Origin of the sequence: Duncaniella dubosii (assembly GCF_004803915.1) — a bacterium.
Classification (GTDB): domain Bacteria; phylum Bacteroidota; class Bacteroidia; order Bacteroidales; family Muribaculaceae; genus Duncaniella; species Duncaniella dubosii.
Map to the genome: position 1 here is coordinate 2,776,080 of NZ_CP039396.1, position 13,078 is coordinate 2,789,157.

General features: G+C 45.4%; 16 protein-coding genes. 6 read left to right on the top strand and 10 right to left on the bottom strand.

Going from position 1 to position 13,078, the window contains the following annotated elements:
- Positions 1–2: 2 nt before the first annotated feature.
- From E7747_RS12405 to E7747_RS12430, 6 genes are read right to left on the bottom strand one after another with little or no spacing between them, the layout of a single operon-like run.
- Entirely contained in the window at positions 3–986 is a 984-nt protein-coding gene (locus E7747_RS12405; RefSeq protein WP_136416280.1) for a GNAT family N-acetyltransferase, read from the bottom strand.
- Entirely contained in the window at positions 952–1,182 is a 231-nt protein-coding gene (gene dmpI / locus E7747_RS12410; RefSeq protein ID WP_123614619.1) for a 4-oxalocrotonate tautomerase DmpI, read from the bottom strand. Before dmpI ends, E7747_RS12405 begins: the two co-directional genes overlap by 35 nt.
- Entirely contained in the window at positions 1,142–1,705 is a 564-nt protein-coding gene (locus E7747_RS12415; RefSeq protein ID WP_136416282.1) for a GNAT family N-acetyltransferase, read from the bottom strand. The genes dmpI and E7747_RS12415 overlap by 41 nt, the downstream gene beginning before the upstream one ends.
- The gene (locus E7747_RS12420) at positions 1,705–1,995 is read right to left on the bottom strand and encodes a YciI family protein (protein WP_136416284.1); all 291 of its coding nucleotides are present in this window, start codon (positions 1,993–1,995) and stop codon (positions 1,705–1,707) included. The genes E7747_RS12415 and E7747_RS12420 overlap by 1 nt, the downstream gene beginning before the upstream one ends.
- Positions 1,996–2,001: 6 nt before the next feature.
- Complete coding sequence (locus E7747_RS12425) at positions 2,002–2,271, bottom strand: zinc ribbon domain-containing protein (RefSeq protein WP_136416286.1); 270 nt, start codon at positions 2,269–2,271, stop codon at positions 2,002–2,004.
- Between the two features lie 4 nt (positions 2,272–2,275).
- Entirely contained in the window at positions 2,276–2,626 is a 351-nt protein-coding gene (locus E7747_RS12430; RefSeq protein WP_136416288.1) for a winged helix-turn-helix transcriptional regulator, read from the bottom strand.
- A gap of 135 nt (positions 2,627–2,761) precedes the next feature.
- Between E7747_RS12430 and E7747_RS12435 the strand changes: the two genes are divergently transcribed.
- Together E7747_RS12435 and E7747_RS12440 are read left to right on the top strand one after the other, a co-directional pair.
- The gene (locus E7747_RS12435; RefSeq protein ID WP_136416290.1) at positions 2,762–3,655 is read left to right on the top strand and encodes a radical SAM protein; all 894 of its coding nucleotides are present in this window, start codon (positions 2,762–2,764) and stop codon (positions 3,653–3,655) included.
- 352 nt (positions 3,656–4,007) lie between these two features.
- The gene (locus E7747_RS12440; protein WP_136416292.1) at positions 4,008–4,553 is read left to right on the top strand and encodes an NAD(+) diphosphatase; all 546 of its coding nucleotides are present in this window, start codon (positions 4,008–4,010) and stop codon (positions 4,551–4,553) included.
- On the opposite strand, the gene E7747_RS12445 is transcribed toward E7747_RS12440, so the two are convergent.
- Both E7747_RS12445 and E7747_RS17280 read right to left on the bottom strand, forming a co-directional pair.
- The gene (locus E7747_RS12445) at positions 4,540–4,803 is read right to left on the bottom strand and encodes a VOC family protein (RefSeq protein ID WP_228449154.1); all 264 of its coding nucleotides are present in this window, start codon (positions 4,801–4,803) and stop codon (positions 4,540–4,542) included. The genes E7747_RS12440 and E7747_RS12445 overlap by 14 nt on opposite strands.
- A 129-nt stretch (positions 4,804–4,932) precedes the next feature.
- The gene (locus tag E7747_RS17280; protein WP_262710043.1) at positions 4,933–5,061 is read right to left on the bottom strand and encodes a hypothetical protein; all 129 of its coding nucleotides are present in this window, start codon (positions 5,059–5,061) and stop codon (positions 4,933–4,935) included.
- 370 nt (positions 5,062–5,431) lie between these two features.
- Between E7747_RS17280 and E7747_RS17035 the strand changes: the two genes are divergently transcribed.
- The 4 genes from E7747_RS17035 (at position 5,432) to E7747_RS12460 (ending at position 11,230) form a co-directional block, all read left to right on the top strand.
- Entirely contained in the window at positions 5,432–5,818 is a 387-nt protein-coding gene (locus tag E7747_RS17035; protein ID WP_228449155.1) for a hypothetical protein, read from the top strand.
- A complete protein-coding gene (locus E7747_RS12450; RefSeq protein ID WP_228449156.1) occupies positions 5,785–7,224 on the top strand; it encodes a thrombospondin type 3 repeat-containing protein in 1,440 nt (479 codons plus the stop codon). Before E7747_RS17035 ends, E7747_RS12450 begins: the two co-directional genes overlap by 34 nt.
- Before the next feature lie 153 nt (positions 7,225–7,377).
- The gene (locus E7747_RS12455) at positions 7,378–9,660 is read left to right on the top strand and encodes a glycosyl hydrolase family 28 protein (protein ID WP_136416293.1); all 2,283 of its coding nucleotides are present in this window, start codon (positions 7,378–7,380) and stop codon (positions 9,658–9,660) included.
- Positions 9,661–9,973: 313 nt separating this feature from the next.
- Positions 9,974–11,230, top strand: a complete 1,257-nt coding sequence (locus tag E7747_RS12460) for a phosphoglycerate kinase (RefSeq protein WP_136416295.1) — start codon at positions 9,974–9,976, stop codon at positions 11,228–11,230.
- 84 nt (positions 11,231–11,314) lie between these two features.
- Here E7747_RS12460 and E7747_RS12465 read toward each other — a convergent pair whose 3' ends face one another.
- Together E7747_RS12465 and E7747_RS12470 are read right to left on the bottom strand one after the other, a co-directional pair.
- Positions 11,315–11,881, bottom strand: coding sequence for a hypothetical protein (locus E7747_RS12465; protein ID WP_136416297.1), 567 nt, complete (start codon positions 11,879–11,881; stop codon positions 11,315–11,317).
- A gap of 14 nt (positions 11,882–11,895) precedes the next feature.
- Complete coding sequence (locus E7747_RS12470; RefSeq protein WP_123614630.1) at positions 11,896–12,696, bottom strand: M48 family metallopeptidase; 801 nt, start codon at positions 12,694–12,696, stop codon at positions 11,896–11,898.
- Positions 12,697–13,078 lie beyond the last annotated feature (382 nt).

Consider the following 13,078-nt stretch of genomic DNA (forward strand, 5'->3'; position numbering starts at 1 on the left):
ATTCATCTACGATTCAAATGGTTGACCATTAAATAATCATGCTCTCGCTCTACGATAGTCTCAAACCCGAATTTGCGGTATATACTTACGGCATAATTGGTCTTATCGACTGACAGTGAAACCTTTTTATATCCATTCTCGCAAAGCGTGTTCAATAAGGATTCCAATAGTCGGCTGCCTATACCTCTTCCACGATATTCCGGATATAGCGAAATTGCCAATTCCGGAATGGAGGCATCGACTTTGCCGTATGAACACCCAAGTCTTGACCATGCCGCACCGACAATGGCACCGCCGATTATTGCCACACGGCAGAAATCGCCGGTGCGCGATCCGAATCCATTCACATAAGCCCATATCATCGGTTCCTGAAGAACTATTCTCGAAACTTTCGGTGCGTCCTGCGGTTGGAATATCGCCTCATAAAGAAACTCGGTAAGCAGAGGTATCTCGTCTGACTTAATATCGCGAATTATGGCATCTGCATATTGTCCCATTTCAATGCAGTTCCACGTTTCACCAAGACATGGGTAGCTCTCAGTGTCCTGCCGTGAAACACGATGAAATCCAGCCGCCTCATAGCAATGGATGGCTGCGGGGTTATTGTCAAATACCCCAAGTGACACTCTCGTGGCTCCAAGCGTTTCAAAAGCATATTTTACAGCCATTGAGACAAGAGCTTTCCCTAAACCGATGCCGCGCTTTGAATCATCGACAATGACAAAGCCCAATCGTTGTTCAGTCGTATCTTCGGCAGGAGTGCGCAATGTGATGTATCCTACAATCTCATCGTCATCTGTCATTGTCAGGGCATGCGAGCGTTGGCCGTCAATATACCGCTCGTGATATGAATTCATATCTTCGGGCGTTACGGGATAATGCTCATACCTGTCGGCGCACCATTGGCGCATAAGGTATTCGCTTTTCAGCCATGATGTGATTATCACAGCATCAGCAGGCTGATATGGGCGTAATGTGAGGTTCATGGCTGTAGTCACGTTTTATCTCGCCGATTGATTTGCCTCCGATGCCAAAGTTTTCGTCGGGCAGTTCTTTGATGGTAACGGTGAAGAACTGCTCCGGGATATGGGTTATCTCGGAGGCCGTGGCAGTAAGCCTCTCAATCAACTGTTTCTTCTGTTCAGCGGTCAACCGTCCGCTTTCTATTGATATGTAGGGCATTGTAGTCTTCTTTTGTCATGCGATAAAAGTGTTCGGTGCGCTTGTCTCCAAGAGGTGAAACGGTTTCGTGATTGGTATGATGGTACTTGAATCCGCATTTCTCAATGACGCGTTTCGATTTGACGTTGCCATCGTAGTGACCACACCACACAGCGTCAAGACCAAGTTCATTGAAGCATCGTGAAAGCAATGCTTCAACTGCTTCGGGAATAAGACCTTGCCCCCAATAAGGCTTGCCAATCCAGTAGCCGATCTCCGCTTCATCCTGCGTCATGTCTGCTGAGTGAAGGCCGTTGGAAAACATTATTCCACAACTGCCAACTGGCTCATTGGTGTTTTTTAATACAACCGCATAGACTTCAGGAGCGGCAAAAACGGTGCGTATGATTTCAAGGCTATTACCGACACTGGTGTGCGGAGGCCATCCGGCAATTGGTCCGATGTCAGGGTCACTCGCATATCTGTAAAGTGATTCGGCATCGGATTCCTGCCAGGGTCTCAATATCAATCTGTCAGTCTGCATTATTCGAGGATATTTTTCAAGTTGTCATTTAGAAACATTGTCGGTGTAAACTCTACAATCTGATAGTCGGCAATGCCATTGATGTTGAACGGATCTTGAACAATGATGGAATCCACGGCCTCACGATTGTCGGCCTTTATCATTATCACACCGCCAATGCGTGGAGTCTGCGGTCCTGAGACAATAAAATCGCCTGCGGCATAATGCTCGGCAAGATAGTCGCAATGTGTCTGAAGGAAGCGGTCAACTTCTTCAATCGGTTTCTTGTATGTAAGGATTGCGATAAACATGGCTGTTCAATTTTTCCAGCGTTTGAGATGCGGGAAAAACTGACGCATCTGCTCCTTCATCTGTTCGACCGTGAGATTCTGACCTGAGTTCTTGTTTATCTCATCGGTGAACTGAGCGCAGTGGTCAATCATCTGCTCCATTGTCATATCCTGCGTGAACTTGCCGTCTTTGTAGCAGTAAATGCAGAAATCCTCGTTTGGTGTGCCGTCGGCATTCGTGCCGAGTACTTCATTTGTGAGCGGCATTTCGCAGCTCTGACAGAATTTCATTTCCATATCGTTAGTAATGTTTTTGTCGGTTTTTTATTATCTGTTCAAAATTCTCGCGCCCCCAGTTGAGCAGAGCCTCGACATGTGGCAGCAATGTCTTGCCGAACTCCGTCACCGAGTATTCCGTGCGCGGAGGGACATCCGGGAAAAGTTCGCGGCGGATTATGCCGTCGGTGGTTAACTGCCTTAAGACCTGCGACAGCACCTTCTCCGATACCGACGGGATGGTGCGGTACAGCTCGTTAAAGCGCACCGGCCCGTTCTCGGAAATCTTCATGAGAACCACCAGAGCCCACTTGTTGCCGAGCCATTCAAGCATCGGAGCCGCTTTGCAATATTCGTAGTCAAGTTTTTTAGCCATAACCGGGGTTGCAAAAAAGACTGATTATGAGCAACACAAACTTTCCGGTAAGGGTCAAACCCGTAGGTAAGTTATTGCTCCCGCTCTGATAATCATCTAATTTTGCACCACGAAGTTACAAAAAATAATCGAGATATGATGTATCCGCAACTACATTTCACCAGGCAGGTGTGGCGTCCGCCATACGAGGCCGGTTCCCAGCTTCTTCAGATTACATCCGGCTGCACATGGCACAAGTGCAAATTCTGTAGTCTTTATCATGGAACTCCGTTCCGTATGTCACCGCTGTCGGAGGTGGAGGAAGACCTTAAAGTCATCCGTCAATGGCAACCGCGAGCCCGACGTGTCTATCTCACCGGAGCAAATCCTTTTGCATTGAGTTACAACCGACTGATGGATGTGGCTCTTCTACTAAGGAAATACCTTCCTAACATAGCATCGTTCGGAATGTTCGCACGTGTGACAGACATTGCACCAAAATCGGTGGAGGAACTGAAAAATCTCCGTCACATGAAGCTCGACAGTATCAATATCGGTATCGAGACAGCTCACGACGAGACACTCGAAAGAATGAACAAGGGTTATCACGCATCGGACATTCTTGAGCAATTGTCGAAACTCGACGAGGCCGGTATCCGTTACAACGTGTTCTATCTTAACGGGCTCGGAGGAAAAGGAAAAGGAGTGGAAAGTGCCGTGGCAACAGCCGACATCCTCAATCAGCTCCATCCCTGCATCATCAACATCGTATCGCTCACGATATTTCCTGAATCACAGCTGTATCAGGAAGTGCTCAACGGCACTTATGAGGAAGAACCTGAAATCGAGAGGCTCATGGAGATGCGCACACTGATTGACCGACTGAAAATAAAGGTCAATCTGCTTGGCCATCACGTTTCCAATACGGTGCCGGTAACCGGAGCTTTACCTTACGATAGACTCGCGTTGCTCCGTGAATTTGACAAAGCGATAGCCGAATTTCCTGAAAAGGAGCTAAAGGCATATCGCAATCGGATATGGCATCTTTGAAACTTCTGTTTTCATTATTTTAGACTTACCTTCTAAAGAATGACAATTTATGATGGAGAGGATATCAATTAAAATATGTAAATTTGCAGTCTGACACAAATCATATTACACAAATGAAATTCAGTGCTACAGTAAAGAAAACACTTTCAGCATTTTTGATCTTATTGCTGATGGCTGGAGTGTATGGAGCGGTTATATCTCTCTGCAATCAGTATCTTCGTAAACATGAAATGCTCGCAAAACCAAGTCAATTTATTCTTGGCGCATTTATGTTTATCGGATTCTATCTAATTTACAGATGGTTCTCAAAGCGAATAGATTCAATATCCAAGCTTGATAATAAGAACTGACGATGAGATATAAATATTGTCCTGAATGTGGTTTTTGTCTTTTTGACAAAGAGGCCGGTGATGATGGCGCTGTCCCGTATTGCGATAGATGTAAGCGATATTGGTTCGACTCTTTTTCTTGTTGTGTGATTGTCATGGTTGTCAATGAATTCAATGAAATCGCATTATTGCGTCAGTCATATATTTCTGATGAATATCAGACTTTTGTAGCCGGATTCATGACTCCCGGAGAGACAGCAGAGCAAGCTGCTGTCAGGGAGGTCAAGGAAGAGCTTGGTCTTGATGTCGGGAAACTGGTATATGCCGGTACCCATTGGTTTGCAAAACGAGAGCAGCTTATGCACGCTTTTATCGGTCATGTCAGGCGATCTGATTTCCGTCTCTCGACTGAGGTAGACAGTGCTTCATGGGTAAGTCTGGAAGATGCTCCGTCAAAAATGTTCCCGGACCGACCCGGCAATACACAGCACATCATCTATAGGCAGTATCTTGATTCGCTATCAGATCGGAAATTCAGAGGTACACGCATTGGATTTAGCCTTTGGTGAAAGAGTGGATTTCAATCAGATTTCCCTCGGGATCTGAAATGTAGCAGGTGCGTTGTCCCCAAGGCATGGTTTGAGGGGCAAATATCGATCTCGCTCCAAGAGCGGTCACCCTCGCATACTCTTCATCAACATCGTTAAATGTCGGTACGTGAAAAGCCAGTTCGACCGTACCGTTCAGCCCTTTCGGATAAGAATATTCATGTCCTGTCATTTGCTCAAAGGCTATGCGCGGAAACAAAATTAGCCACATGCTCCCAAGACGCATCGTGACATTTGGCTCTTCACCGTTCCAATCGGTTTCAAACCCATAATGTCGCGATAAAATGCCACCATGCGGGCATTGTCTGTCGTAAACAGTCCGATGGTATTGAAATTAAATTTAGTCGCCATAGATATCTGCTTTCTTTTTACGGTTTTCCATTATCTGTTCAAAATCCTCGCGCCCCAGTTGAGCAGAGCCTCGACATGAGGCAGCCTTGCAATATTCATAGTCAAGTCTTTTAGCCATAACCGGGGGGAAGAGTGATTATCGTCTGATTTTGAATCACAAAGTTACAAAAAATAATCAAGATATGATGTGTCCATAACTACATTTCACATGACATATGTGGCATCCGTAGGTCAACGTCGCAAATGTGGTCCGCGAATATTATCCGTTGCTGTCCATTGCTCTGCTAAAATGCTCTCTGACCGACATTTTAGGCTGTAGAGCAAAATTTCTTATAAATCGGATTTTTCGGTCTTTCCACCAAAGAAAACCGATTTTTTTAATTCCGGCTATGTTGAAATCATGATTTTTTTCATAATTTTGCCACCATTATACCATGATATATCAATAAAATATAAATACTCTTTTCAATTCACCTAATCATTAATCAATGAAAAAACTGTTAATTTCAGTCTCATCACTGTTGCTTGCATTCGGGCTTTCGGCTTCTGAATCCGCTCCTGCTTTTCCCGGGGCGGAAGGACATGGCCGTTACGTGACCGGCGGACGTGGCGGAGAGGTACGCCATGTGACAAATCTTAACGATAGCGGACCCGGATCACTCCGTCAGGCACTGTCAGGAACGACCCCGAAAATTATTGTTTTTGATGTGAGTGGCTACATTGATCTGCGTTCGCAGTTGAATGTGACTTCCAATACCACCATTGCAGGACAGACCGCTCCAGATGGAGGCATAACGCTGCGTTACTATACCCTTTATTTTGCAACTGTGACAATGTCATTGTGCGTTTTATCCGTTCACGTCGTTCTCAGGTGAAGGATGTCAATGACGGTGCCGATGCGACATGGGGGCGTAAGCGCAAAAATATCATAATAGACCATTGTTCATTCTCATGGAGTATTGATGAAGTGGCGTCGTTCTATGACAACCGAAACTTTACTCTGCAATGGTCAACCATTGCAGAGGGTCTTGCCAATCCGGGGCATACCAAAGGCGCACACAGCTATGGTGGCATATGGGGTGGAAAAAACGCGTCATTTCACCACAATTTTGTAGCCCATATCCAGAATCGTGCCCCTCGTTTCAATGGCGCACGGTATGCTTGGGACGGCTATGACAAGACTGTCTATTCTTCCACGGTGGATGCTGAGCGAGTGGATTTCCGCAACTGTCTGATGTATAACTGGGGAAACGGCAACGGTTGTTACGGTGGCCCGGGCGGAGGATATGTAAATATGGTAAATAACTACTATAAGGCTGGTCCCGGTACTAGAAACAAGACCCGTGTCACTCAGGTGAGTGTCGCTTCCGATGGAAATGCGGAGGGATCAAGTCTTAAAGGATATGCTTCCAGATATTATATAAACGGTAACTATGTGACAGCTGCTTCAAACCCCGAGGATTACGATTGGTCTGGTGTGATTTATGACGGAGGTCTGTTGACTCTGAACGGAGAACGATATATAGCCGATGCAGCCCATTTATACGGTGAAAATGTATCATATGTCAATATAAACGATACAGACTGTGTGTCTCTCAAACTTGACGAGCAAATCGATCCCGGAGAAGTCACGACACATTCGGCTACTGATGTGTATGATAAGATTCTTGACTATTGCGGGGCATCGCTTTATAGAGATGATGCAGACATCCGTTATATGGAGGAAACCCGTACAGGGACTACCACATATAAAGGAAATGTGGCATATGTCGATGCGAATGGCAAATCGTATCCAACATCAAACACTTCAGGAATACTTGATTTTATAAATGCTCCCGATGGAGAGCAGAATCCTAAAACAGCCAGCTTCCCTGAGCTTCCATCCAATACGCGTCAGGATGATTATGACAGTGACGGCGACGGAATACCCGATGTCTGGGAGGTTGCTCAGGGGTTAAATCCAAATGACGGGACTGACGGTAAACTTTATACGCTTGACCCTCGCGGATGGTATACTAATGTGGAGGTTTACATAAATTCGCTTGTCGAACCTATAATGAAAGCCGGTAATATGGATGCAATCAGCGCGGTTGATGAATATTATCCAAAAATCAATCTCGTTGAGTCCGGAATCAAGGATACGTTTGTGTCCGGACAGATTGAACGCATAGAATATTATAACCTTCAGGGTATGCGCCTTGCAGAACCCGCTCAGGGTGTCAGCATACGTCGTACGGTCTATACCGACGGAAAGATTGTGACTGATAAGGTCGTTAAATAATATCTCACGATAATTCATGGAGTGTGTGGAAATTTCAAGATGTCCGCACACTCTATGTTATATAATTGAGGATGTTGAAAATACTATATATGCCAATTGGTGTCAACGACGGTATATAAAACAGCCTTTAACCAATTTATCAACCGATTAACCATGAAAATACATGTAATGTCAGCCCTTGTGGCCATAATGTGCTGCTTTATGGCTGATGCCGCCATACCGGCAGTCCCTCGTGACACATCGTTTACCGTATGGTCTACAGATAAAAAAATTAGAAAAAATCACCCCGAAGCTGTGGTTGCCAAGCCCTCTCTGCCAGATGGCGTGAGAGCATATAATGATGTAGTTTATACTACGATTAAAAAGACCCGTTTCGGAGACAGGGATCTTCATGTCGATATTTTTCGCCCTGACGATAACAAGACCTACCCGGCGCTCATCATGATTCACGGCGGTGGGTGGAATTCCGGTGACAAGTCATTGCAAATACCGATGGCGCAGCAGATAGCTTTGCGAGGATATGTCACCATCCCGGTTGAATACCGCCTGATACCCGAGGCGCTCTATCCGGCCGGCCTTCATGACATAAAAACTGCCGTGCGATGGGTTCGCGCGAACGCAGCTCAATATGGCATCGATCCTGAACGCATCGCGGTTTCCGGATGTTCGGCCGGTGCTCAGCTTGCCACACTCGTCGGTGTGACAAACGGCTCGAAGACACATGAAGGCAAAGGTGACTGGAGAAAAGTTTCGAGTGATGTGCAGGCTGTTATTAATATGGACGGGATAGCGACTTTTGTGTCGGAGTCAAATATTGCTGATGCACGCGATCGATTCAATAAAAAAGGAGTGTTGCCGGTCAATGCCCAATGGCTGGGAGGGCTTTATGAAGACTCTCCTAATAACTGGAAAGAAGCCTCGTCACTTTTATGGATTACACCGAAGTCAGCGCCGGTATGCTTTATCAGTAGTGGGCTGCCTCGCTATAGCGACGGTCGTGACTCGCTCGTGGCAATCTATGATTCTCTGGGAATCTACAGCGAGCGTCACAGAATCCCGGTCGATGTCCATCCGTTCTGGTTCTTTCATCCTTGGGTTGATACGACCGTCGACTATGCCACTTCATTCCTTGACAGGATGTTTAAACCGGATTCAGCCAAACTGCCTAAACGTTACCGCTTGACGGATTACGGAGTCATTAATGACAGTACGCTTCTTCAGACATCTGCCATTCAGTCGGTTATTGACCGTGCTGAGGCAGAGGGCGGGGGAGAAGTGGTAGTTCCTGCCGGAACATATCTGACAGGTGCTTTATTTTTCAAGCCGGGAACGTCATTGACGCTCTATGAGGGAGCGGTTATAAAAGGTTCGGATGATATAAACGATTATCCGTTGATTCCCTCGCGCATGGAGGGGCGTAGCATCTACTATCATGCCGCGCTTATAAATGTCTACCATGTCGACAGTTTTGAGATATCAGGACCGGGAACGATTAATGGGAACGGATATAAGTTCTGGGTTGAGTTCTGGGATAACGTTGAGCGGGCAAATAAATCCGGCCGGCCTTGGACCAATCTTGAGGTGCGTCGTCCTCGTCTCGTTTTTCTGTGGGGATGTGATAATGCCTGTCTGAGTGGAGTCCGTCTGATCAATTCTGCATTCTGGACTTCACATTTCTATCGTTGTAATGACCTTGTGATTGAAAACTGCGAGGTTCAGGCTCCGCGTGAGCCGGTACGAGCCCCAAGCAGTGATGCAATAGATCTCGACGGCTGTCATAGAGTGATCGTGCGTGGATGCTATCTGAACTGTGATGATGATGGAGTATGTCTGAAGGGTGGTAAAGGTGTATATGCCGACCGTTCGTATGAAAACGACAGTGTGACCGATATTCTTGTCGATGGCTGTGTGTTTGGCCCGAACCTGCATGGCACACTGACTCTTGGCAGTGAGTGTATTCATGCGGATAATGTGGTTATGCGTAACTGTCGCGTTGATAATGATTGTTCGGTGCTTAGATTGAAAATGCGACCGGACACATATCAGACCTATGAGAATATACGGGTCGAGAACATAACCGGTCGTTTCGGCACTCTTGTCGAAATTTTGCCTTGGAAGCAATTTTTCACTCTTGAAGGAAGTAATGAACATCCTGTCGGTCTAATCCGCAACGTCTGCATCAGCAATGTCAGCGGAAGTTGTGAGAGTCTGGGCGTTATAGCTGCCAACGCTGACGATACGGTAATTGATTTTACCATATCGGATATTGATGTCAGGGCCAAGACTTGCATATTCCGTTGTAACTATCCTGAAGTCCGGCTTGATAATGTGAAGGTGAACGGAAAATCTCCTGACATTCTGCCTGCGGATGATGAAATGAAAGATTCGCTTAACTTTGATGCCGTAGATCTTCAGCAAGGAAAAAATAAAATGTAGTTGATTGGTTGACTGATAAACGAAACGATGCGCTCCGTAGATTGCTTTTGCATTTCGGAGCTCATCGTTTTAGATGTGTGTATAATACCAGTATATATTATTCAGTATATATTATAGGTGTTATATTTGTTGAATGACTTTTAATAACACCATCTCAATGGGATTGTCAAGCTCATTAGCCGGATTGTCAGTATTCAGTAATTCATCCAAGAATAAGATTGAAAAATTATTGGTATTAATGAAATATTTCCTTAAATTTGCAACGTTGAAAAGATTTAGGAAAAACAACACTTCTATAAAATACATATTAGAAATGACTATCGATCAGTACAATTTCAACGGCAAAAAAGCCATCGTCCGCGTAGACTTTAACGTACCTTTGGACGAAAACGGTAAGATAACCGACGATACCCGTATTCGCGGCGCTCTCCCGACCCTCAAGAAAATCCTTGCAGACGGAGGCAGTCTCATCATCATGAGCCACATGGGCAAGCCCAAAGGAAAGGTTAATCCCAAGATGTCTCTTTCTCAGATTAAAGATACAGTGGCAAAATATCTTGGCACAGAAGTTGAATTCGCTGAAGATTGCGCCAAGGCAGCCCAGCAGGCCGCTGAACTTAAGCCCGGTCAGGTTCTTCTCCTTGAAAACCTCCGTTTCCACCCTGAAGAAGAAGGCAAGCCTGTAGGTATTGACAAGGAAGATCCCGCTTATGATGCAGCCAAGAAAGAAATGAAGGAGCGTCAGAAGGAATTTGCAAAGACTCTCGCTTCATATGCTGATGTCTATGTGAATGATGCGTTTGGTACTGCTCACCGTCGCCATGCTTCGACTGCTGTCATCGCTGATTACTTTGACAAGGATTCAAAGATGCTCGGCTATCTTATGGAGAAAGAGGTCAACGCTGTCGATGCTATCCTGAAGGATATCAAGCGTCCTTTTACCGCGATCATGGGTGGCTCGAAGGTTTCTACCAAGATTGGCATCATCGAAAATCTTATGGACAAGGTGGACAATCTTATCCTCTGCGGTGGTATGACCTATACATTCGCTGCAGCCAAGGGCGGAAAGGTCGGAAAGTCGATCTGTGAGACAGATAAGTTTGATCTTGCACTCGATATCATCAAGAAGGCAGAGGAAAAGGGTGTAAATCTCGTGCTTGGCACAGACTGTATCGCCGCCGATGATTTCAGCAACGATGCCAATACAATGGTAGTTTCATGTATGGATGTTCCTGCCGAATGGGAAGGCGTTGATGCTGGCCCTGTTACCCGTGAAATGTTTGCCGATGCAATCAGAGATGCCAAGACTATCCTTTGGAACGGTCCTGCCGGAGTATTCGAGTTCGATAATTTCGCAGGCGGTTCACGTGCGATTGCCGATGCGATTGTAGAAGCTACTGAAAAGGGTGCGTTCTCTCTCGTAGGTGGCGGTGATTCTGTGGCTTGTATCAACAAGTTCGGTCTCGCAGACAAAGTTAGCTATGTGTCTACCGGTGGTGGTGCGCTCCTAGAAGCTATCGAAGGTAAGGAGCTCCCGGGTATCGCTGCAATCCGTGGTTCTGAAAAATAAGATAGTATCTTATATCTGAGATAATAATAAAAATATCGTCCGGATCTGCCTTAAGATTCCGGACGATATTTTTTACTACGTCTGTTAGTTCCACGAATGTCTGACGATTGTCATGCCCAGTGCACCGGGTGTCATCTTTAGTATGGTCGTTCTCGTTTTCTGAGCTTTTAGTCTATTGTAGCTTTGCAATGAAATCTGGAGGTTCTTTAACGTGTCGTCCGGTAGTCTGACTTCCATGAAATAGACTTTGTAGGGTTCGCCACGAGTGTAAACCTTGCGTGAAATACGTTTACGGTGATAACGTGTTTCAGTGTAAATGCGTTCGACAGGAGCGGTTTCACTGCGCGTAAGTTCCTCGTTGCGCAGAAAGTAATTGGTACTTAGGATGATAGCTGCGGACATGGCAGTTGCTGCAACCACGTGGCATAGAAAATTTATCGCTTTGTAACGACAGAGTGTAAGCCTGTGCCATTTAGAGGACATAGGAATGCCTGTTGCGAAAGCTATCACTATGGATATGGATGCGATTTTCCCAAGGCCAACCATAGTCATTGAAAACAGAGCCATTGCCAGACCATAAAGCATAACCACGGTCAGTGCGACCGTGATTATGCCGATAATTCGCCAAGTGTCGGATTTAGTGCCAGTCATGGCGTGTCGAATTGTTATTTTGTTGTGGAAGGACGCTCGAATCCGTCAGCTTTTGCACGTTCAGACATGCGTTTTATGCGATCAACCGTCTCAGGATGCGACGAGAACATCTTTGTAATGTAGCTGGATTTGGCATTGTTTTGGCCTTCCATTTCAAGAAATTTCTCGAAAGCCATCACCATGCCCCACGGATTGCGCCCGTTTGCCTTTAGGAAATCATAGCCGCAATCGTCAGCTTCTTTTTCCTGTTTCTGTGAGAATTTCGCGTCGATGAGTGAAGAACCGAGAGCTCCGAGTTGCGACTCGGTGAGTGCGGCTGCCTTGCTGCCGGTAGATGCTATGGCATCTTTCATTGCATCTGATAGAAGTTGTGTTCGGAACGCTTTTTTTGAATGATGTTTCATCACGTGTCCGATTTCATGGCCGATGATTCCGAGAAGTTCGTCATCGTTCATTATGTCCATCAGAGATGAGAATACGCGTACGCTTCCGTCCGGGCATGCGAAAGCATTGACATCAATTACTTCGTAGACCTTGAAATTCAATGGTATGCCATCGGCATCATTGAGATTTTCAGTCAATTTTTTAAGTCGGATTGTATACGGACTGTCATCTGCGCTGACAGGATTGTTCTTGTCCATCCATTCAACTGATTCTTTGACGTATTCCGCCATTTGCTGATCAGTAAGAGTGACGGCCTGTAGGGTTTTGGTAGCAGATCCGGCTACTTTCTTTAAATTAAACTGGGCATATACCGGGGTGGAAAAACAAAGGACTCCGAGTATTGCCAATGCTTTGATAGATGATTTCAGCATACTTCTAAGAATTAATGTGATTTATGTATATTTACAAGACCCCATATGACGATAATCACATAGCGGTCCATTGCGACAGCTTCGTGATGTCGGATGTAAAATTATATAAAAGTTAAGAAATATGCAAGTATATTATTAAATGTAAATCCGCATTGACGTTCTTCAAAATCTCTATGCAAGAGATTTGTATTGGAATGAAAAACGGTGAATATGAGTGCGTTAATTTAACGCAAGCAACAATTTAACTTGATATTTGCTTTTGAAATTGGAATATATTCTGCAAAAAGTTGCAGAAAACGCACAGTGATTGAGGAAAATTCCGTATCTTTGCACTCATAATATTATCTCTTGCATAGAGATGTATGGCTTCCGCGATACGAAA